Annotated in this window: 17 protein-coding genes; 3 read left to right on the top strand and 14 right to left on the bottom strand. The window is 62.5% G+C overall.

The window, feature by feature from the left end; translation table 11 throughout:
- Positions 1-1,011: hypothetical protein (locus VLU25_09375; GenBank protein ID HSR68142.1), on the top strand; the 1,011-nt coding region annotated here is incomplete at its 5' end.
- 235 nt (positions 1,012-1,246) lie between these two features.
- Here VLU25_09375 and VLU25_09370 read toward each other — a convergent pair.
- From VLU25_09370 to VLU25_09345, 6 genes are all read right to left on the bottom strand, one after another.
- The gene (locus VLU25_09370; protein ID HSR68141.1) at positions 1,247-3,184 is read right to left on the bottom strand and encodes a hypothetical protein; all 1,938 of its coding nucleotides are present in this window, start codon (positions 3,182-3,184) and stop codon (positions 1,247-1,249) included.
- A 698-nt stretch (positions 3,185-3,882) separates the two neighbouring features.
- Positions 3,883-5,412, bottom strand: a complete 1,530-nt coding sequence (proS, locus tag VLU25_09365) for a proline--tRNA ligase (GenBank protein ID HSR68140.1) — start codon at positions 5,410-5,412, stop codon at positions 3,883-3,885.
- 32 nt (positions 5,413-5,444) lie between these two features.
- On the bottom strand, positions 5,445-6,569 hold the full coding sequence (locus tag VLU25_09360) for an Ig-like domain-containing protein (protein HSR68139.1): 1,125 nt from the start codon (positions 6,567-6,569) through the stop codon (positions 5,445-5,447).
- 30 nt (positions 6,570-6,599) lie between these two features.
- Complete coding sequence (locus tag VLU25_09355) at positions 6,600-7,733, bottom strand: hypothetical protein (GenBank protein ID HSR68138.1); 1,134 nt, start codon at positions 7,731-7,733, stop codon at positions 6,600-6,602.
- Between the two features lie 297 nt (positions 7,734-8,030).
- Entirely contained in the window at positions 8,031-8,846 is an 816-nt protein-coding gene (locus VLU25_09350) for a ring-cleaving dioxygenase (protein ID HSR68137.1), read from the bottom strand.
- Positions 8,847-8,934: 88 nt separating this feature from the next.
- Positions 8,935-11,295, bottom strand: a complete 2,361-nt coding sequence (locus VLU25_09345; GenBank protein HSR68136.1) for a winged helix-turn-helix domain-containing protein — start codon at positions 11,293-11,295, stop codon at positions 8,935-8,937.
- Between the two features lie 317 nt (positions 11,296-11,612).
- Here VLU25_09345 and VLU25_09340 point away from each other — a divergent pair, with 317 nt between their 5' ends.
- Entirely contained in the window at positions 11,613-11,936 is a 324-nt protein-coding gene (locus VLU25_09340) for an iron-sulfur cluster assembly accessory protein (protein ID HSR68135.1), read from the top strand.
- Between the two features lie 135 nt (positions 11,937-12,071).
- Here the strand turns inward: VLU25_09340 and VLU25_09335 are convergent, their stop codons facing one another.
- The 6 genes from VLU25_09335 to VLU25_09310 form a co-directional block, all read right to left on the bottom strand.
- Positions 12,072-12,533, bottom strand: coding sequence for a BglII/BstYI family type II restriction endonuclease (locus tag VLU25_09335; protein HSR68134.1), 462 nt, complete (start codon positions 12,531-12,533; stop codon positions 12,072-12,074).
- Positions 12,534-12,549: 16 nt separating this feature from the next.
- Positions 12,550-13,371, bottom strand: coding sequence for a site-specific DNA-methyltransferase (locus VLU25_09330; protein HSR68133.1), 822 nt, complete (start codon positions 13,369-13,371; stop codon positions 12,550-12,552).
- 451 nt (positions 13,372-13,822) lie between these two features.
- Positions 13,823-14,653: an MqnA/MqnD/SBP family protein gene (locus VLU25_09325; GenBank protein HSR68132.1), complete on the bottom strand. Its 831-nt coding sequence runs from the start codon at positions 14,651-14,653 to the stop codon at positions 13,823-13,825.
- Positions 14,646-15,368, bottom strand: a complete 723-nt coding sequence (locus tag VLU25_09320) for an HAD-IA family hydrolase (GenBank protein HSR68131.1) — start codon at positions 15,366-15,368, stop codon at positions 14,646-14,648. Before VLU25_09320 ends, VLU25_09325 begins: the two co-directional genes overlap by 8 nt.
- Complete coding sequence (locus VLU25_09315; GenBank protein HSR68130.1) at positions 15,365-15,952, bottom strand: MBL fold metallo-hydrolase; 588 nt, start codon at positions 15,950-15,952, stop codon at positions 15,365-15,367. The genes VLU25_09320 and VLU25_09315 overlap by 4 nt, the downstream gene beginning before the upstream one ends.
- A 66-nt stretch (positions 15,953-16,018) precedes the next feature.
- Positions 16,019-17,071 (bottom strand): PQQ-dependent sugar dehydrogenase, encoded by a 1,053-nt coding sequence (locus VLU25_09310; protein HSR68129.1) that lies wholly within the window; start codon positions 17,069-17,071, stop codon positions 16,019-16,021.
- 265 nt (positions 17,072-17,336) lie between these two features.
- Here VLU25_09310 and VLU25_09305 point away from each other — a divergent pair, with 265 nt between their 5' ends.
- A complete protein-coding gene (locus VLU25_09305) occupies positions 17,337-18,209 on the top strand; it encodes a helix-turn-helix domain-containing protein (GenBank protein HSR68128.1) in 873 nt (290 codons plus the stop codon).
- A gap of 173 nt (positions 18,210-18,382) precedes the next feature.
- Here VLU25_09305 and VLU25_09300 read toward each other — a convergent pair whose 3' ends face one another.
- Both VLU25_09300 and VLU25_09295 read right to left on the bottom strand, forming a co-directional pair.
- Positions 18,383-21,712: a sialidase gene (locus VLU25_09300; GenBank protein HSR68127.1), complete on the bottom strand. Its 3,330-nt coding sequence runs from the start codon at positions 21,710-21,712 to the stop codon at positions 18,383-18,385.
- Between the two features lie 67 nt (positions 21,713-21,779).
- Positions 21,780-22,143 (bottom strand): hypothetical protein (locus VLU25_09295; protein ID HSR68126.1); only part of this gene is annotated, 364 nt, incomplete at its 5' end.

The following is a 22,143-nucleotide window of genomic DNA, read 5'->3' as shown; positions in this document are numbered from 1 at the left end:
CTGCTGGACAATTTCTGGCAGGTGCTCAAGAACACCGACAATCCCAACCAGCATGTGATCGCCATCCGCGGAACCGTCAATACGACGCCCAGCATCCTGGCCGACCTGCTGCTGCCGCTGGTCAAGGCCCGCATCGGCATCAAGGGATTTCCGCTCAGCATCAACCTGGCCCGCGATGAGGGAGACAGCAAGGTGGTGGCCGGGGTGCATGCCGGCTTTCTGCTGGGACTGCTCTTGATGCTGGTCACTACCGACAGGCCGCTGGCCGCCACGTTGACCGAGTTGGCGCTCAATCCCGATGCCGAGATCTACATCACGGGACACAGCCAGGGAGCCTCGCTGGCTCTCCTGCTGACCTCGCTGGTCAACCACACCGGCGCCTTTAAGTCCACTTACAAGACCTACGCCTTCGCCCCCGCCAAGCCCGGCAATGACCACTACGCCTACGACCTCGATCAGGTGGCTTCGGTGATGGGGTTTTGCTATTCGGTGGTCAACAGCCAGGGGTGGGTGCCCCAGGTTCCGCTGACCTTGCAGACTTTTGGGACGGTCAACACGCCCAATCCCGTCTATGAGTTTTCAGGACAGGTCAATCCCGCCATTCCCGCCGAGCTTAAGAAGCTGTTGGAAGAGTTTGATGAGGGCTTCAAGGCGGTTTGGAACGACATCAAGAATCTGCTGGAAAAAATCATCGGCGATCTGAAAGCAGACGTGCCCAAGGCCACCTTTGCCCTGACGGCTTCAGGTGTGGGGGCGCAGGGCGATGCGACTTTCGAGGCCTCGACTTTCACCAGTCTCCTCGACGACCTCTTGTCGATGTTGCTTCCCAGCCTCAACTACGCCAAAGCGGGCGCCCTGGTGCCCGTCTTCGCCCAGCCGGGAGGCAATCCTGCCGACAAGAAGTACAACCAGTTCGATTTCTTCTGGCAGCACCACCTGTGCAACTACCTGCACTACCTGACCCAGCAGTACGGTCCTGAAGCGGGAGGGTGCCTCAGGGCTTTGATTTGACGTTCTGCAGAGGGGGGGCTTGCACTCCTTACGTTAAGACTCTGGAGGATCAATAGGCCTTGGCGCATCTACGGAATCGGTGCACTTCGGCAGTAGCTCTCGAGTGAACGAATCCAGCGAACGGACAGCGGGGGGGCCGGTGGGTCTCTCCATCGGGGTCGGCTTTGCGATTGGGTGAGGAGGGCCGGGCGAGTGGCACTCGCCCGGCCTTCTTGTGTGCGGCGGAAGGGTTGGGTTAGGGATGGGCCACTTGGACTTGGCAGGTGGTTGTGGCGGTGTTGCCGTTGCCGTCGCTGGCGGTGACGTCCCAGAAGATGGTGGTGCCGACGCCTCCCACGTCGTCGATGGTGACGGTGTCGCCCTGGAAAGAGACGATGCAGGATTCGGTCTTGTCGATGACCTTTCCGGCGCCGTTGATGGAGGCGCAGCCGTAGGCGGTGATCTGTGCCGTCACGTCGCCGGCGCAGACGTCGGTGGCGGTCGCCGAAAAGGAAATGGGGGCGTCGGGAGGCGTGATGGTGGCGGGGCTGTTGCACGCGATCACGGGCTCGGTGGTATCGACCACCTGCACAAGCTGGGTGTCGCTGGCGGAGTTGCCGCTGCTGTCGGTGGCCGTCCAGGTGACGGCGGTGTTGCCTAGCGGGAAGAGGGCCGGCGCATCATTGCTCGTCATGGTGGGACAGGAATCGGCCACGGTAGGCATGCCCAGATCAGCCGGGGTTCCCATGGGCGAAGTGCACTCCAGGTTGAGGATGTCATCGGGAGCCGTAATGAGCGGGTCGGTATTGTCTTCCACCGTGACGGTTGCGGAGCATTCGTCCGAAAGGCCCAGGGCGTCGGTGACGCTCAGCGTGACCATCGTGTCTCCCAGGGAATAGGGGGGCGACGGGCTTTCGACGATGGTGATCATGTCTCCATCGGGGTCGAAGGTGCCGCCGTCGATCGAGGCTGCCGAGGCGCTGCAGGAGGTGTCGGGAAGCGGATCGACATCGACTGTCACGTCGGCGCACACGGCCATAGGGGCGATGTTGAGCTGAGTGACGTCCTGGGCGTCGTTGTTGCCGCCGTCGGTGTCGTTGACCCCCATCGGAGCCGTCACCGTGGCCGTATTCGAGATGCTTCCCGAGGCCGACCCGTCGATGTCGCACTCCGCGCTGTAGGTGGCGGTGCCTCCCGCCAGCAAGTCGACGGTATCGGCGATGTCGCCGTTGACCGGTCCGGCCGTGCAGCCCGATCCGGCAGAGGCCATGCAGGTCCAGGTGCAGGTCAGGTCGGAGGGGAATATGTCGTCCACCGCCGCTCCCATTACGTCGTTGCCGGCGGCATCGTTGGAGACTACGATGGTGTAGGTAATGGTGTCGCCCGGGTTGACCTTGATCTCGCCATCGTTCTTGGAGATCGACAAGTCGGCGTCCACGATGGCCGCTTCAGGACGGATGGCGACAGTGGCCGCCACCCAATTCTCTCCGTCCGACCAGGACGCGGTGCCGGTGTTGCCCGCCACGGCCTGCAAGGCGTCCGAGCCGGCCATGACCACCGCAACGTCTCCGCCCATACCCGAACCGATGTTGAAGCGCTGATCGGCGGGCGGGTTGGTGAGCAGCGCGAGGCCGCTGGAGAGGGCCAGGCGCAGCACGCGCGTGTCGTCCTCGGTGGTGACAATGGCCGGGGCCACCGGCGATCCTCCCGAGCCCGACTGCTCAGCCACCGGTCCGATGGGATCGGTGGCATGGGTGCCCGAGTAACGCAAAACCGCGCCCACCTGGGATCGGGGTCCGCCGGGCGAACCGGTGAAGCCGAAGGTCACCGAGGTCTCGGTTCCGTCGGAGATTCTGTAGAAGACGTTGATCTGGCAGTCGATGCCGGTGCAGGTGGCGCCATTGAATCCCGCCAGTCCAGGAATGGCGGTCCAGCCGGCAGGCGTGCCCGTCAATGGATTGATGGCGATTCCCCACACGGCGATGAGCAGATCGCCCGCCGAACCGGCCGGCACGTTGACCGTGATGCCCACTCCCGTGGGGGGAACGGCGGCCGAGGCCGTTTCCACTCCCTCGAATACGGGTTGGGCAAACAGGACCGGGTTGAGCGCCGCCGCCATCAGGCAGACGGCCAGCAGGGTTTGTAAACGACCCGCCGTCTGGGAGCGGGTCTGGATGGGACTTGGAAGAGACATTTCCTTACCTCCGGGCAAAGCTGAAGTGGAAAAGATTAAGCAGATTCTTGTGCAGAAAGGAACCAGAGTTGTTGATGGTGGCTGTCCCTCATGAGCAGGCATGATTCATAAGTTCACTGCCTCGGCCGTGGGGCGCGCCAGGCATAGTCGCCAGCGGGAGCCGTCCTCAACAGGGACGACGGCAGGCCGCGACATTTTTGCCAAGGTAAACGACGACTCCGCTCCATAGTAAAAACTATAGAATTTCTGACGCCGAAGAGCAAATGGAAATCTTCTGAAAGGGCTCCGCCTGCGGCCGGTGTGGGATGGCGCTTGAGGGCAGGAACCTTGCAGGTCTTCTCTGCCGCTTTTCAAGGCGGCTAGCGGCTGATCTTCAAAGCAAAGCATCCATGATCTAGTAGAGGCCTGGCTAGCAGCCTCATACCGCCGAGAGCCATTAGGCCTTCAGCGCGGTCGCTGAACCTTGATTCCTGTGTGAACTTGTTGGCCACCAAGTGGCCGTAGTGCTGCCGGTCATAAGTTCTGAGCCAGGGCCGTCGTTTTTTGTCCCTGAAAGGGACAGATTCGCTAGCCCAGGGTCAGCCCCGGCGAGCGCCAGCGAGACGGCGGCGCCACCCTGGGTTTCAGACGGCCAATGTGCGAACGCTGAAAGCGTGGGATAACGCCACAGGGTGGCTCAAAACGTCTGACGCACTGCCCTAGTAGGCTTTGGCCCAGACGACTCGGCGGGTGGAGGGCTTGCCGGAGAGGACGCATTTTCCCGGCTCTTCCTGGGCGTCCAGGGGGATGCAGCGGATGGAGACGCTGAGGTCCTTGGCGGCTTGCTCTTCTTCGGCGTGGTCGCCGCTCCAGTGGGCCAGGGCGAATCCGCCGTGGATCTCGGGACGCTCGGCGTCCTTGCTCTTGGGCGTGAAAAAGTCGTAGAAGTCGTCCTTGGAGTCGATGGTGACGGTGTTGGCGTCGCGGAAGGCGGCGGCTTGGGCCAGCAAGGCAGACTGGATGCCTTCCAGCGCCCCGGCCACCGTCTGGACGAATTCGCCGCGGGGGACGCCCGAGCGCTCCTTGGCACCCTTGTCCCGCCGTCCCATGAAGACCGAGTCCTTGGCGATGTCGCGGGGACCCACCTCCAGCCGGATGGGGACGCCCTTCTTGATCCAGCTCCAGGTCTTTTCGCCGCCGCGCAGGTCGCGGTCGTCGATGTGCACCCGCACGGGCTCGCCCATGTATCGCTGATCCTCCAGTTCCTTCTTGAGCTTGCGGCAGTAGTCCATGACCTCGCCGCGCACCTCGTCGTTGTGGATGACGGGCAGGATGACGACATGCTGGGGAGCCACGCGTGGAGGCAGCACCAGTCCGTCGTCGTCGCTGTGGGTCATGACCAGTCCGCCCACCAGGCGCGTGGAGACGCCCCAGGAAGTGGTCCAGACGTACTCCTCCTGTCCCTCGTCGCTCTGGAACTTGATCTCTGAAGCCTTGGCGAAGTTCTGTCCCAGGAAATGCGAGGTGCCCGACTGCAATGCCTTGCGGTCCTGCATCATGGCTTCGATGCAGAGCGAGTCGACGGCTCCGGGAAAGCGTTCGCTGGGCGTCTTGTGCCCCCTCAGGACGGGCATGGCCATGACGTCTTCGGCTACCTCGGCGTAGACGCCCAACATGCGGATCTGCTCCTCGATGGCTTCCTCGCGGGTGGCGTGGGCGGTATGCCCCTCCTGCCAGAGGAACTCGGTGGTGCGCAAAAACAGCCTGGTGCGCAGCTCCCAACGCACCACGTTGGCCCACTGGTTGATGAGCAGGGGCAGGTCGCGGTAGGACTGGATCCACTTGGCGAACATCTCGCCGATGATGGTCTCAGAAGTGGGACGCACCACCAGCGGCTCCTCAAGCTCGCCGTCGGGAATGAGCCCGCCGTCGGGCCCCTCTTTAAGGCGGTGATGGGTGACCACGGCGCATTCCTTGGCGAACCCCTCCACGTGGTCGGCCTCTTTCTGGATGAAGCTGAGCGGAATGAAGAGCGGGAAGTAAGCGTTCTCGTGTCCGGTGGCTTTGAAACGGTCGTCGAGGGCCTTCTTGATGTTCTCCCAGATGGCGTATCCCCAGGGCTTGATGACCATGCATCCCCGCACCGGCGAATTCTCGGCCATCTCGGCGGCCTTGACGACCTGCTGATACCACTCGGGGTAATTCTCTTCACGCGTCGGCGTAATAGCTGTCTTGGGCTTGTTCGACATCCGAAGGATGATAGCAAAGATCAGCCTCGGGGCTAGTGGCTGAGCCGAAAGGGACGATAGAATCTCTGCTGTTCGTGGACCTGCTGACGCGATTCGAGATCGTAATCGAAGGGACGGTTGAGGTTGTTGCCCGCCAGGTCTTCCAGCCAGGCCCCTACCGAGAGGCGGTAGTCGCCTGCGGTCCATTCGCCCGAGGGACGGAAGATCCAGACCTGATCGTCCTCTTCCGTCTCGACCGTCCCTTCAACGGGTTCCCAATCCCCCTCGCCGCCCCGCTCGACATCGATCAGACGCCTGGCCAAGGCATGGTCGAGGGGTTCGGTAAAGCGGACGCGCAGTTGTGACCGCGTGCCGGCCGCGGGAAGCTCGAGCTTCCAATGGCTGGGCTGCGGAGAAGTCCGGTCGGCGTCGCCGATGCGGAAAGCTTTCTCGGCGCCCTCCAGCAAGCGGACGCCCCGCCCGTCCTCCCAGCCCGAGTCGATGACCAGCCGGTAGCTGCGTCCGGGATAGAAGGGAAGTCCCAGTTGCTGATGGGGTTCCAGCCCGCGCTTGATGCGTCCGGGATCGAAAAGCAGGGTGAAACGCCGCGTCTGCGGGTCCCACAACTCGGGGCGCAGGTCGAGGAAGGCGTGAGGCACCCGGCGGCCTTCGTCGTCCAGCAAGTGAATATGCTGATAAGCCTGTCCCCTGCTCATGGAATGCGAGAACTGCACGTAGATGCGCAGCAGGTTCATGGGCAGCAGGTCGCTGCCGGGATGAATGGCCACCACCCGGGTTCGGCGGGGCAGATCGGGTTTGGGGATGGAGAAGGGAAGCGAGACAGGACCGTCGGCCGAACGCCAGAGGGCGACGTACTCCACCCCCGGTGTCCAGGGATAGCGTGGCACGAAGACCAGGCTCTGGCCGCGTACGCGGCATCCCCCTGAAACCTGGGGCACTTTGCTCTCGGCCGGGGGAACCCGGCTGCCGGTCCACACCGCCAGCAGATCCAGGCATTGGCCGGGCGATGCCTGCACTTGCTCGAGGAAATCGTCAGCTAGAGCGGCAACCTCGAGCGAGCCGTCCTCAAAGCGCAGTTGTGCCGCCGCCTCCTGAGCGGACAGCCAGCAAGGCGCGGACCCGGCCAGCACCGAGAGCAAGAGTGCCAGGCCGGGCATTGTCATATTCAACCATCGCTCCATGTGCGCTTACATCCAGCGCTTGGGACGGGGGACGAGATTGAGTTCGCCGGTTTCGCTGTCGCGCGTCAGCATGACGAAGGTCTCATCGTCGTAGTTGTCGATGTGCAGGATGCCGGTGCCGGGCAGCGACTTGTAAGGCACTCCCCTGGTTAAGCCGATGTCCATCTCGGGCAGGGGCTCGGTCAGCGAAGGGGCGCCCAGCATGTCCTCGACGTCGATGCGCATCATGTTGCGGTTGCTGTTGGCCAGCAGCAGATAGGTCTTTTCGCCCTTCTTGTAGGTGAGCATGTCCAGCGGCGTGTTGCCGGCGCCCAGCTCGGCCAAAGTGCTTCCCTTGACGTGCTCTCCGTCGGCCAGGTCCTTGACGGGGAAGGCCACCAGCGGCGTGCAGGTGTAAGAGGCCAGGATGTGGGGTTCGCCGCCCAGGCTGAAGGGCATGAAGGTGCGGATGGGCGCGTGAGTCTCGTACTGGCCGTGGGCCACGTGATAGATCTCCAGCGTCGAAGAAGCCGCCTTGCCGCCGAAGGGATAAGGGATGCGGCGCAAGGAGGAGGCGAACTCCTCGTTGGAGAGCCCGGCTACGTAGAGGACTCCGTCATTGAAGCGCACATCGCTGATGGTGTTGGTGCGCAAGCGGCGTCCGCGGCGGTCGGTGGCGTCCTCGGCGGGGGCGTTGTCGATAGAGGCCTTGGCGAAGGGAATGTTGTCGAGCTCGACCTCTTCCAGGTCGCCCTTGGCGTCGGCCCGAACCAGGACCGGAACGGCCGAGTCGCCCCGTCCGCGGGTGACCGACATGTACATGCGTTTGGACTTGGGGTGGACGACCAGTTCGTTGATGCGGATCTGGTCGGACGAAGTCCCCAAGAGGGCGCCGATCTTGGTCTCGATGTCGGTCACGATGTCTCCGCGGCCCAGTTCGTCGCCGCTGGGCGAAGCCGTGTCCTGGACATCGACCGCGAAGACGGCCGCGCCTTCCGAATCGGCCAGAAAGAGGGTGCCGTCGGGCGCAAAGGTCATGGCGCCGATCGATTTCAGATCGGGTTTGCCGGGTTTGAGGTCGTCTGAGGCCAGGGCGGGGCCCAGGCTCACCAGGCACACTACCAGCAGGCCTGTCAACAGGCTGAAGCGGTTGCTTTTCATGAGGGTTTCCTACCTCCCGAGATTTCCGAACAGGAACGAATACCAGTGTCCTATTATACGGGTTCTCAAAGGAAAGGTTCCCCCGCGGCGCAACCAGCCGGCTTGCCGGCGGCGCTACATCCTCGCCTGGAATGAACTGGCCGGTCCGCTCTACATCGGGGGATGAGCGGACCGGCCGTCCCCCTGGTCGAGTTCGACGCCCGCTACCAGACCCTGGCGGCACGCATCCGCAACGACACGCGACTGCCCGGAACCGATTCCAATTCCAGTTCGGTTCGCTGAGGAGGACCGGCGCCGCTACTCCTCGACCGCCAGGTGATAAGGGTAGTCGGGGAAGGAAAAGCGTCCCGCGCGGGGACCCTTGACACGGACCTCTGTGGGAAAGATTCCCGCCGCCATTTCTTGCGAGGAGGAGTCGAAGTTGAGGTTTCGGCCGCGCTTCATCACCAGCAGCAGACCGCCCTCGTCCCCCATGGCCGTAAAGACGTCGCTGCGTCCCCGATACTCGCTGACGCCCGCCAGCTTTCCCACCTGCCCGGCGGCCCGGGGCACGTCGTCGACGACCAGGCCGATTTCGCTGGCGTAGAGGATGTCCTTGCTGCTGAAGCTTCCCGAGGCGGCGTTGTCGAGGTCGTGGCGGCCGATGTACTCGACCACGTTGCCCGCGGGATCCAGGAAGAAGACCGAGTGGGCGTTCCAGTTCCTGAAATGGACCACGTCGTCGGGATAGTCGGGATCCCTTAAGCGGGAGGGGATTGTCATAAGCGGCGTCCGCTCTCGTTGCCAGTCGCGTGATGCCACCACCTTGTTCTCGGGGATGTTGAAGGCGAAGTGATAGAAGGGCCGCCGCAAACCGTCATCCCGGTGCGTGAAGGTGATGGGGGTCTTGCCGGCCTGCACCGTCAGACGGCGGTCGTCCTGATCGGTCACCGCCAGGCCCAGGAGCCCTTGATAGAACTCCTTCATCTCGGCCACCGTGGCCCCGCTGACCAGTTGGAGGCTTAAGATGCGGGGATCGGCCGAGGTCGTCGCCGCCCGGCCCCAAGGAAGACTTTCGTGAGCCGCGATGGTGCCGGCGGCTAGAAAAATGAAGTCGCGTCGGTCCAGTGTCATGACCACCCTCCTGAAATCCATTCCGGTTTCGCTTACCTAACATACGGCAAAGCCTGCTCAAGGTTCGAACTTTGGAATCAGTCGTCTCTTAGCGGCCGGCGCGTGGGGAGGAGTCGGGGATCTCGACCAGGCGGCGGAAACGGGGCTGCGTGCGCAGCTTGTCGAAGTCCGGATTGTCGCGAAGATGCTGGAATTGACGGTTGCCCGCCTGGATGGACTTTTCAAGCCAGTCGAGCGATTCCTGGGGACGGTCGAGCAGGGCGTAAATGCGGGCCAGGTGCTGGGACAGTTCGTAGTAGCGGGAGATCTCGGGCGGAACCCTATGCACCGTCTCCAGGCAATCCTCGTAATCGCCCAGACGGCAAAGGGCCAGGCCCTCGTAAGTGTGGGTCTGGACGACGTCCAGGGCCGGACGGTTCTTGCCCTTCCAGGCCCGACGCAGGTCGCGGCAGCGCTTGATGACCTGGTTGAAAATCATGCTGGCCAGGTTGTTCTTCCCCAGCTTCTGGTAGGCCACGCCCGAGTAATAGAGAGCAGGCAGGTCGGCTTCCAGGATGCCGTGAAAGCTCCATCCGAACTGGGGCGGAGTGCGCTCGAAGGCCCAGGTCAGACTGGCCGCGGCCTGAGAGTAGCGCTCCTGCGCCAGGTGGATCCATCCCATCAGGTGATGGGCGTTGCCGTATTCGGGATCGACTTTGAGGGCCGCCTGGCCCAATCCCAGCGCCTCCTCGAGGTCGCCTGCCATGTAGTATCCCCAGCCCAGGTCGGTCAGGTTGGCCGCGTCGGCGACGGCCGGCCCGCGGGCCTGCTGAAAGCACTTGTAGGCCTTTTCCCGTTGCCCAACGTCGATGTAGAAGCGTCCCAGGTTGATGAGTTGGTTGGCGTAGACGCTGCCTTCCTTGAGAGGCCACAGGCGTACGGCCTGCTGGCCCAGTTCCACCGCCTCTTCCAAATCGCCCCAACTTCGGTGGCCCATGGCCAGGGAGGCACACAGGCGGGAGCGCTCGTCGGCGGCCAGAAAGGCGCTGCCCAACTGGGCTTCGCCATGACGGATGGCCTGCTCCAGTTCGCCCCGCGCCACCAGCACCCGCACGATCATGCTGGGGATTCCGGCTTCGGCGGCGAAGACGGGATAGCGTTCGCTCAATTCCTCCCACGTCGCCAATGCCTGGTCGGGACTGCTGTCGATCCACAGGGCCTTCAGGCCCAGCAGGAGCAGCCGCTCTTTCTCCGGGAGTTCATCGCTGAAAGGCAATGCCCGGGAAAGGGCCTGAATGGCTTCGCCCTGACTGTAGCCCCAGGAGGCGGCCCAGTGCTCGACCTGGGCCAGCTTGAAGTAGGCCATGGCGAAGGAGGGGTCGATCTGAATGGCCTGCTCCAGTTCCAGGCGGGCTTGTTCAGCGCCGTTTTGCCCGCCCCGCAGGAAGTGGTCGAGTCCGGTGATGTAGTGGCGGTAGGCTTCCAGCGAGGGCGTGGTGAACTCGGTGATGTCGCTGCCTCGGGGCGGATGCAGCCCGCGCTCAACCGCCAGGTTCTGCAACACCTTGAGACAAATGGCGTCCACCGCCTGAAAGATATCGTCGGTGGAGTTGAGCCGCTCGCGCAGGGTGAAGGCGGTTTCGCCGCTGACGGCGTCCATCAGCGAGGCGTTGATCTCAATCTTGTCGCCCAGGCGGTAAAAGTGTCCGCTGATGAAGCGCTCGGCACCGGCCCTGCGCACGGCTTCTACAGCCCGCTTCCCGCTCACAGGACCCTCCACGCCGGCCTCGCTGAGACGGCGCCGCGAGACCACCTCCAGTCCGGGAGAGTTCCAAAGGCCGGTGCTGATCATGTCGGCCAGTCCCATGCTGAGCCATTGATTGGCCTCTTGATCGGATCGCACGTCGAATGGCAGCACAGCCATGGCTAGAGGATGGGTGCGGTCTTGTGGCCGGGTGTCCTCGTTCCACAGCGTCAACAACTGCCACAGGGCCAGCGCCACCACCGTAAAAATCAGCAGCAGGGCCGGGATGAGGTATCCCATGCGGGCTTTCCCGTCGGCCGCCGGGACCGCTTGCTCGACCGGCCTGGTCGATTGATCCGGAGGAGGCGGTGAAGCGCTTTCCGCCTCTCTTTCTCTTTCCATCCGCACCTTTTTCATGAAGATGTAGCCGCGTCGGGGGACGGTCTGCACGAAGGCCGGGTTGCGGGCGTCATCTCCCAGCGCTCTGCGGATGTCGGCAATGCTCTGCACCAGCACGTCGTCGGTGACGGCCGCGTCCGACCAGACCTGCTCCATCAGTTCGGCTTTGGTGACCAGGCGGCCGGGATTCTGCAGAAGGAAGCGCAGGGTCTCGAAGGTCTTGGGGCGCAGGCTGAGATTTTCTCCGTCGCGGTAGAGGGCTTCCATCGACAGGCTCAGGGCGAAGCCTGGTTCGAAGCAGTAGCGAATGTTGCGTTCACAGGTCATCGAGCCCCCCACAGCCCACTCAACTGGCGGATTTCGTCGTTTTTTCGTGGAATTTTCAGGACTCCAGCGCCCCAACTGGTCCATCCTTAGCGTGCATACAGTCGAGCGAGTCCTTTCGAAAAACTGTTGGCGCAAATCAGTCGGAAGAAGAATCGTGTCACACGCGCAATCCTTTCGAGAGGGCTCGCTCAGTTTATCACCCTTCCAAATTTTTTGACCAAGTCGCCGGCCCAATGGGTCACCGCTGCGCGGTTCTCTTTCTGCTTCTTCTTAAGCCTCTAGGATTTGCGATATACTCGTAAGTCATGAGTATGGCTGTGCAAGTTTCCGAATCGGCCGCCTACCGCATTCGCGAGGGGCTCAAGAAAGAAGGCCTGCCCGAGAGCGGCGGGATGCGCCTGGGAGTCAAAGGCGGGGGATGCGCCGGACTCAACTACGTCATGCGCTTCGAGCAGGAGCAAAAGCCTGCCGACGCCGTCTTCGAAGCCCACGGCGCCCGCGTCTTCGTCGACATGAAAAGCCTGCTCTTCCTCAAGGGCATGACCCTCGACTGGGCCGGCGACTTCATGCAGCAGGGCTTCCAGTTCCAAAACCCCAACGCCCAAGAAACCTGCTCCTGCGGCATGAGCTTCCAGGTCTAAGGCGTTCACAGGGCTCCGCCAAGTCCGACCCGAATTTGGGACGCCGAGGGTGTCTGTAAGATTCTGCCGCGGCCAGCTCGCCTTCGCCTGCGGCACGGAGATCGTCCGCTCTCGAGCAGCAGACCCACGCCAAGTCTACTTTTTCCCCCTATTGGTTCGTTTCTTTGGGAGGGGTTGTGCCGAATAGCCGTCGTGCTCGATGCCGATGAGGATGATGGGGTAGGACTGGGCCTCGCGGAGTTCTTCTTCGACGTAGCGAAGGGCGTGGCTGAAGTTGGCGACGCGATCGGTCAGATAGTATTCGAACTGATCAGACGGAACGACGATCACCCCGATGTCGATGTGGCTGTCGTGCAGCTTGTTGCGGATATGAATGATGTCGCGCACCAGCAGATCGCTTCTTCCCGAGACTTGGATTTCGACGCCGATCCTGGAAACGATGCTCTCGTTGTAGCGCAGCCGCTTCACCCAGTCGATGTCTCCTGTCTTTGATTGAACCCATTCCGGGTATTGACCGAACGTCGCGTCGATCAATTCCCGCACCCGAGCTGCCCCGTTAGCCTGCTTCTTTTCCAGCACGCAGACCTCGGTCGACATGAGGATTTCCTGCAGCTCAAGAAACAAGTGCGCTAGACCGAGGCGACAGACTTTTCTCCTTGATCCGCCGTAGAACCGCATCTTGCTTATCTTCATCGATGAATAGCTCCTGAAGGTCGAACCTCGGATCTTTGCCTGCGAAGAAAGGGTAGCTCTCCTCGATGCGCTTTCGGATGTGCTCGGAGTCGTAGAGCTCCGTACCGACCCAGTTGCGCAAATGCTTCTCGGCGGCCTGATAAGTGGAACCACCTCCGCCAAAGGGATCAAAGACCAGATCCTCCGGCTGCGTCGAGATGAGGATGGCCCGTTCGGGGATCATCAGCTTGAGTTCATTGACGCCAGGGCGAACTTTGAACTTCTTATGACGATTCGGGGAAGTGTCCGACCAAAAGTCGGTCAAATTGACACCGTCTGGGTGCATCTTGTTGCGGTGGCCGCCGTAGTCCTTGATCTCACCTCCGCAATGGCGGCAGGTTTCGATAGGAAGGCGCACTTTGTTGAAGACCCGCGGCGTCCCCCGAGTGTAATAGAGCAGAGCATAGTGGGCGGGATAGAGCTTCTTGCCGCGTGGATAGGTTCCCTTCATGGACACCGCGATCCAGTGCCGGAATTCAAGCATCTCTCCCATTATCGGAGCGAACTGAACGGCTAATTCCGGGGTGGCGTAAAGAAAAAAAGCGCCCCCAGGCTTCAACACTCGGCAGCACTCAAGAATCCACCGTCGACACCAGGCAAGGTACTCGGCATGCCCTACTTTGTCCTTGAACCCGTTCTTGTAGTCCTTTCCAAGATTGAAAGGAGGGTCGGCGAATACCGTATCGACCTTGCCGGATTTCATGAGGCTGAGCACCTCAAGACAATCAGCGTCGTAAAGAACTCCGTGATGGGTCTTAAAAAAGGGAGGTTTCATACCCATGATCAAAGCGCTCCTGCCTGCCTCTTCACCGTTTCCCGATCCGCCCGTCAGACTCAATCTGCCCACTGGTGCAGTGCGCCGAAAGTTCTGAGCCACCCTGATCCGCTATCCCACGCTTTCAGCGTTTGGACTCTGGCTGTCCTGGACCCAGGGTGGCGCCGCCGTCTCGCCTGCGCTCGCCGGGGCTGACCCTGGGCTAGCGAATCTGTCCCTTTCAGGGACGGGAAAGAGAACTCTGGCTCACAACTTCTGGCGGTGCGCTGCACCAGCACAGGCGAATATCCCATTGACTCTAGAAGCCTAACACGCGGGTATGAACAGACCTCGACCCACGCGGTTTAGTCGAGAGAACTGCGGGTGGCGCAGCGGGGAGCTACACGAATTCGACTTCGACGCGGTGGGGGATGATGCCGGCTTGGTGGCCGCGGTCGAGGAAGAGCTGGACGGCGCGGCGGCCGTCTTCGCCGTAGTCCAGAGTACGGTCGTTGACGTACATGGAGACGAAGCGGTCGGCGTCCTCTTCTTCCAGTCCGCGCCCGAACTGGAGAGCGTATTCCAGCGCCTCTTCGCGGTTTTCCAGGGAATACTTGTAGGACTGCAGCAGCAGTTCGGAGACTTTCTTGATGGTCTCCCCGCCCAGGTCGCGGCGGATGACGTTGCCGCCCAGCGGGAGGGGAAGGCTGGTCTCCTTCTTCCACCATTCGCCCAGGTCGACGATCTTCTTCAGGCCTTCTTCCCGGAAGGTGAGCTGGCCTTCGTGGATGACCAGGCCCATGTCGACCTCCTTGCGCTGCACGGCCGGGATGATCTCGTCAAAGGGGATGATGCGGGCGTCGAACTCGGGCTCGAAAAGCTTGAGGGCCAGAAAGGCCGAGGTGCGCTCGCCGGGGACTCCCACAATCTTGTAGCGGATGTCGTTGGTGGCCGTGGAGGGGCCTACCACCACCGGACCATAGCCGTCCCCCATGCTGGCGCCCGAATTGAGGAGGGCGTACTGGTCGGCCAGGTAGGCGTATCCGTGAATGCTGACGGCGGACACTTCGTAGACGCCCTGAAGGGCGGCCTGGTTGAGCGTCTCGATGTCCTTAAGCTCATGCACGAAGTCGAAGTCGCCGGTATCGATTTTGCCCGTGGCCAGGCCATAGAACATGAAGGCATCGTCGCTGTCGGGGCTGTGTGCGACGCGGATGGTTTCTTTACTCATGGCTAGCTCGATTGTGACGCTCGACGACGGCGATCAGGTCGTTGAGGCGCCGGATGGTCTTCATTCCTCGGGAAGCGTATTTTCCATACGGATCGAGCAGAAGGGCCTGCAATCCGGCCTCGACGGCTCCTCGGTAATCATCCTGCGGACGGTCACCCACGTGCAGCGTGCGCGCAGGCTGCGAGCATGTTCTCCGCAGTGCGATTTCAAACAGGCGCGGATCGGGCTTGGCCGCACCCTCGCGGCTCGACCAGATCACCTCGTCCAGGTGCCGGTGCAAGTCCAACTCCCGCAGAATCGCTTCCAGGCGGGAATCGAAGTTAGATACCACCGCTCTGCGGATTCCGCGCAGCGACAGTTGCTTCAGCACCTCGTGGGCGTCCTCTGCAGGACGCCAAGCTTGTGAAGTGGCGAACCAGCGATAGATTGTATCGAAAAATGGGTTGAAGCGTGAATCCTGGGCCGATTTTCCTAGGGCTGCCCTTACTCGTTGACGCCACCACTCCCGCTCCAAATCCTCGATTTCATGGGGTCTTGCGTCAGGAAAGGTCATCGGTTCGGCTTGCGAGAAACTTTCTCGAAAGCGCTGCTCTATGGCAACCGCATCGTCAAGTTTCCATCCCATCGAGTCAGCCTGGCCGGCGTAAGCCTCTCCCACGCCCATCCTCAGTTCGATGAGCGTCCCGGCGGCGTCGAAAAAAACGGTCTCGATCATGTAAGGAAGGGATTGCTGCGCCGCTCGCGTTCGACGGTAGTGTCGGGCCCGTGGCCTGGGTGAAGGATCTTGTCGTCGCCCAGGGGCAGGATCTTGTTCTTGATGCTGGCGATAAGGGTTTCGAAGTCCCCTCCCGGCAAGTCGGTGCGTCCGATGGAGCCTGCGAAGACAGCATCGCCGCAAAAGACGTGCTGGTCCGCCACGAAGCAGACGCCCCCTGGCGAATGTCCAGGGGTATGGATCACGTCCACAGTCAGTTGGCCCACCTTCAGGGTATCCCCTTCATGCAGGTCGTGATCGTAGGGAGGGGCGGGATCGCAGGGGAATCCGAACATCATGCCCTGCTGCTCCAGTCCCTGGTAAAGAGGAGCGTCTTCAGGGTGCAGGTAAATGGGCACGTCGTGCTTGTGCTTGACCTTGGCCACCCCCGTGATGTGATCGAGGTGGGCGTGGGTCAGCGGAATCGAGACCAGCTTGAGCTGCTTCTGCTCGATCCACTGCAGCAATTGCTCCACCTCGTCGCCGGGATCGATGTAGGCGGCCTCTTTTGTGGCGCGGCAGGCCAGCACGAAGCCGTTTTTCATGAAGGGCTCTACGGCCCTGGATTGGATGAGAAGTCGTTCTTGGGTCATATCAGGGGTCGGATGGGATCAGCGGCTGTAACTGAGGCGATAGAGGACTCCGGCTTCGTCGTCGGAGATGAGCAAGGCTCCGTCGGGCATGACCTGGACGTCGGCTGGACGTCCCCAGGCCTCCCGGCCCTGCAGCCATCCCTCGGCCAGAGTCTCATAGGAGAGGGCCTCGCCGTCCGCTACCCGAACCACAGTGATTCGGTAGCCGATGGGGGTGCTGCGGTTCCAGGAGCCATGCTCGGCGATGAAGATCTGGTTCTTGTACTGCTCGGGAAACATGTCGCCGGTGTAAAAGCGCATGCCGATGGCGGCCACGTGAGGGCCCAGCTTGCGGGCAGGTGCGACATAGTCGTCGCAGTTCTTGTCCTGGCCGATCTGGGGATCGAGAATATCGCCCTGGTGGCACCAGGGATAGCCGAAGTGCATGCCCTTCTCGGGAGCCCGGTTGAGTTCGTCGGCGGGAATCTCGTCGCCCATCAGGTCGCGTCCGTTGTCGGTGAACCAGAGGACTCCGGTCCGGGGATGAAAATCGAACCCTACCGAGTTGCGCACGCCCTGGGCGAAGATCTCGAAGTTTCCTTCTCGATCGACCCGCGAAATGGTGGCATAGCGCTCATCCTGCGAGTGGCAGATGTTGCAGGGCGCGCCGATGGGGATGTAGAGACGCCCGTCGGGCCCGAAGGCGATGAACTTCCATCCGTGGTGCTTATCGCGGGGCAGCCCGTCCACCACCACTTCGGGGTCGGGAGGATTGCCGAGGCGGCTCTCGATGTCGCGGTAGACCAGCACACGGTTGACCTCGGCCAGATAGAGATCTCCCTGGCGGAAGGCCACGCCGTTGGGCATGAACAGTCCCCGAGCCAGGGTGTGGACGCGGTCGGCCCGATGGTCGCCGTCCTCGTCGACGACCGCATAGACCGATCCGCGGGTGCGGGTTCCCACGAAGACCGTCCCCTGATCTCCCAGGGCCAAGGAACGGGCGTTGGGAACGTCGGCGGTGAAGACTTCGATGCTGAATCCGGGAGGCAACTGAATCTTATCAAGCTGTAGTCTTTCGTCGTCTTCGGCCATGGCGGAAAAACTGAGTAGCAGGGCCAAGAACGACGTCCAAAGTATGCGGGTCAACGTCATATGCGGGCATTATCGCTGATTTCGGCTTTGGCTGCGGGAACGGGGTTTGACAGTGCTCCCCGAAGCCCCTATCATCGCGACGCAGAGGCTGATTTTCCAAGTCCGAATGCTGCAAGGAGAGGCGCCGCAGACGGCTACCACTGACGCGTACCGCTGGGCAAACTCGCAGAGGATGGGATGTTCAGTCCCAAGGATTCGTTGGCTGATGAAGAGTGAGCGCCTTTTCACCACACGCGAGGTCGCCGAGATGTGGAATGTCAGTCCGTCCACCATCAAGCGCTGGGCCGACTCGGGCGATCTCAAGTGCCGGCGCACCCCCGGCGGTCACCGCAAGTTCCGCGTCCGCGAACTGAGCGAGTTTCAGGACAAGCAGGGATTCGAAGCCACCGGCATGCTGCGGGACGGCGATTGGGAAGATCCCGAGATCGAACGGGCCGTCAACGAAAAGAACATGCCCGTCATCCACCAAGCCTTGCTGCGCCTGGCGCTGCAGAATCGGCGCAGCAAGATGAGGGTGCTGCTGGAACGCCTGCACATCCGCGGACTCAGCCTTTGTCAGATCTACGACCGGGTGGTGATTCCGGTGATGGAAGCGGCTCGGGCCGAGGACGGCTCCGAGTCGGTCTCAGAAGGCCACCAGCGCCTGTTGCAGATCAATTTGGACGACGCGGTCCATTACCTTTTTCCCAACCTCACCTGCCGCAAGTCTCACCGGAAAATGGCCCTGTGCGCTTCCTTGGACTCGCCCGGACTGCTTCACGTCAATGCCATCTCGCGAGTGCTGGAAGTGGAAGGATGGGATGTCTACAACGTGGGCGACCACATCAGGTTCAGCCTGCTGGCCGACCTGGTCAAGAACGAGCCCTTCGAGTTGATCTGCGTGACCGCCCAGCGATTGCGCAAAGTGGACAAGATGGCCAAGGAATACAACGTCCTCTATGAAGCGGCCCATCCCTACCGCATTCCCATTCTGCTCAGCGGCCCCGGTTTCGCCCGCAAGAAGTACCGCAAGCGCTTTCCCGACGCCGACTATGTCAGCAACCACCGGGCCCTGCGCCGCCACGCCGTCAAGCGCTGACAGCACCAATCTGCCGGTGGCAAGACCGAATTGCCGGATACAGTCGAGGACGACCAGTCTCAGCAGGACTCCTGCCAGGGCGCCGTGACTGTCGTCGATGAAACGCCTCCGGTCGTGATGTGCAACACTCCCGTAATGCAGCATTTTGGTCCTGAAACCCGGCAACTGAGGCCTTAATCCTTGGAGATGACTCCGCTCAAGTTCGATTCCCTTAGGGTCTGGTTGAATTCACTGAGTTGCGCCAGCAGAGCATCCAGGTCGGATCGAGCTTGGGCGATTTGGTCCTGGTAGAGGCCGTGGACTTCCCGCTGCTGGTCGGTGGCGGGGTAGTCGGACTGGTGGATGTAGCGGGCCAGCGATCCCAGCTTGGAGTAGAGGCGGCGAGGCCAGCGCAAGGTGTCCTGAAAGGCGTTGCCGCCGGTCAGCCGCAGGTCGAAGAAGCGTCCTTCCAGCTCCTGCAATTGCTCATCGAGGTCTTGGGCGGCGTCGATGGCGGGCTGAACGGAGTCGTCCTTCAGCGATTGCAGGCGTTGCCGCAGGTCGGTGAGTTGGCGGCGGATCCACTCGATCTCGTTGATCATGTCCACAACCTGGTCGAGGTCGGAGCGCAATTCCAGCACCAGGTCGACCTGCTGGCGCACTTCATCCAGGCCGCCCGGGCTGTGGGGGTCTTCCAACACTTGCAGCGACTGCTCATGGCTGCTGCCGTCGACCGTGAGGCGGACGGTATAGCTTCCCGGAGCCGCCAGCGGGGCGATGCGCGAGCCTTCCACCAGCGGACGCCAGCCCCGGTCGGGCAGGGAAGTCCGCGAGGCCTCCAGGGGCTTGGTGCGCAGGCGGGGCAGCTTGGAAGGGCCGTGGCGCAAGTCCCAAACCACCCGGTTGAGTCCGGGCTTGGCTGGAAGGGGATCGGTGCTTCCCCAGGGGCGGTCGCCCGGGGTGTCTTCGTCGAGTCCTTCGTCGGGGTCGGGCAAGGTGCGGACGACCTCTCCGGCGGAATTCAGGATCTCGATGCGGACTTCCCGGTCCTCGGCGTCCTCGGCTTCATTGGCTTCCTCCTTCTCTGCCGGATCCTCTTGGCCGTCTTCCTCCTCGGCATCCCCCGGGAGAAAGTAGTGGATGGTGGCGCCGTAGTCGGGGTTGTCTCCGGCCGCGGCGTCGTAGGGGTGGCTGCGGGGCGGCTCCTTGTAGCGGAAGCGGTAGGCGGGGCGGGGAGGGAATAGGCGAGCCGTTTCGCCCAGGGCATCCCGGTCCCAGAGCTGCAAGGGAGTGATGTCGTCGAGAATCCAGAACCCGCGTCCGTAGGTGGCCACCACCAGGTCGTTGAAGTGGGGCTGGATGTCGATCCAGTGGACGGGAGCGTGGGGCAGGTTGTTCTGCAGGCTCTGCCAGGAGGCTCCGTCGTCGAAGCTGGCGTGCAAGGCGTTCTCGGTGCCCACGTAGAGCAGTCCGGCGCGCCGGGGGTCTTCGCGCACGCAGTGGGTCCAGCTCAGCGGGTGGCGGGGCAGTCCGGCGTCGATGCGCTTCCAGGACGCTCCCCAGTCCTCGGTCAGGTAGACGTAGGGGTCGAAGTCGTTGACCTGATGGGCGTCCACCGTCAGGTAGGCCTTGCCCGGCCGATGGCGCGAGGGCTCGATGTTGGATACCGTGCCCCACTCGGGCCACTCGGGCAGGTTGCCGCTCAGGTCGGTCCAGGACCCGCCGCCGTCGCGGCTCAGATGCAGCTTGCCGTCGTTGGAGCCGGCCCAGATTTCGCCCTCATTGAGGGGCGATTCGGCGATGGCGAAGAGGACGGCGGCGTAGGTGGGGGAGACGTCGTCGGGGGTGAGTCCGCCTGTTTTCTGCTGCTTGGACTTGTCGTTGCTGGTCAGGTCGGGGGAGATGACCCGGTAGGACTGTCCCCCGTCCTCGGTCACGTGAACATGCTGGCTGCCTACGTAGACGCGCCGGTGATCGTGGGGCGAGATGGTGACCGGGAAGGTCCATTGAAAGCGGTAGCGCAGCGGCGCGGCGGCCCATCCCTCGGGATTGTCGGGCCAGACCATGACGTTGCGGGCCTGTCCGCTGCGATGGTCGTAGCGGTCGAGGATGCCTTCATAGCATCCCGACCAGACGATGTTGGAATCGACCGGGTCGGGCACGGCGAATCCCGACTCGCACCCGCCCACGCTGTGCCAGGCGCCGATGGGGATTTCGCCGGGGGTCAGCGAGTTGGACGGTCCGCGGGCCGAGGCTCCGTCCTGACGGTTGCCGTAGACGTTGTAGGGAATCTCGTTGTCGGTGGCCACGTGATACATCTGGGCGATGGGCAGTTGAGGACGCATCCAGCTCTCGCCCCGGTTGACGGAGATGCTGATGCCCTGATCGTGTCCCACGATGATGCGGTCTGGTATGAGGGGGTCGATCCAGATGGCGTGGTGGTCGCCTCCCGCTCCCACCTCTTCGATGGTCTTTCCCCCGTCCAGCGAGCGGGTGTGCAGCGTGGCCAGAAAGTGCACCTCGTCGGCGTCGTCTGGCGCCGCCGCCAGCCGCGAGTAGTAGTGAGGACGCTGCACCAAGGCGTTGTTGGAGTTCATCAGCTTCCACTGGCCTCCGCCGTCGTCCGAGCGCCACAGCTCGCCCTGGTGCTCGGTCAACTCGGCGAAGTCGCGGTTGACGTTGGTTTCGATGAGGGCGTAGATGCGGGAGGAATCGGCCGGCGTCATGCTCAGGCCGATGCGTCCTGTGGGAGGGTCGGGCAGGCCCTTGCCGGCGAGCTTTTCCCAGGAGTCTCCGGCGTCGCGGGAGATGAAGAGTCCGCCCGCCGAGCCTCCGCTGGTGCGTCCCCAGGTGCGGATTTCCATCTCCCACATTCCCGCCAGCAGCACACGGGGATTGTTGGGATCCATCACCAGGTCGGAGGGGCCTGTGTTCTCGTCCACGAAGAGCACCTGTTCCCAGTTGTCGCCCCCGTCCCGCGTCCGCCACACTCCCTTGACCTCCTGAGGACCGTAAAGGTGCCCCAGGGCCGCCACGTACACCACCTCGGAATTGTGAGGATGAATCAGCACCCGCGAGATGCGTCCCGCTTCTTCCAGCCCCTTCAGCTCCCACGACTCGCCCCCGTCGACCGACTTGTAGACGCCCATCCCGTGGGAAATGTTGGAGCGCACTTTGGACTCGCCCGTCCCCACCCAGACCACGTTGGGATCGGAGGGCGCCACGGCGATGGACCCGATCGACTGCACCGGCTGCTTGTCGAAAACCGGCTTCCAGTGGACTCCCGCATCAGTCGACTTCCACACCCCGCCCGAAGCCGCTCCCACGAAGTAGACGTTTCTGTCCCCCGCAACCCCCGTCACCGCCGACACCCGGTTGCCGATGGGCCCGATATGCCGGTACTCAAGCTGGGAAAAATCGATCTCCGGCGAAGCCTCCGCTTCTTCGCCCTCCTGCGCCAAAATCCCGCTGGCCGTCATCAGGGCGATGACGAGCCAAAACACACCAAAGTCTCTGCTGGACATCACGGCTCCCTTCTCGAATGCTTGCGTCGGTTTCGATTCGAGGGGAGATTATGACATCGCGGACTTCTTAGTACACCGTGAACTCCACCGACTGAGCGCCCAGGGTTCCGGCCACGCGGTCCTCGGCCACCAGCGTCAGGTTGTAGGTGCCGGGGGGCAGGTCGAGTTCCTGATGACCCGTCAGATCCTGGCTGGTCAGGCCCTGGTATTGGTCATCGCTCAGGCTCATCGAAAAATAGCGGCTGATGGGGAGCTTGTCGCTGACCGCCTTTCCCTTCTCGTCGAAGATCTGGCCCAGGAAGACCAGTTCTACGCGTCGGCCGTCACGGGTCATGTCCGAGGAGATCTGTCCACCCGAAATGCCGAAGACGGCCTCCATCTTGTCGCCCTTGCGCTGCACCTCGGCGATGGGACGCAGTCCTTGAAAACGC

This window comes from Acidobacteriota bacterium (genome assembly GCA_035471785.1).
Taxonomy (GTDB): Bacteria; Acidobacteriota; UBA6911; order RPQK01; family DATIPO01; genus JANQFM01.
The sequence above is the reverse complement of the archived record's forward strand: the minus strand, read 5'-3'. Positions and strand labels throughout refer to the sequence as shown.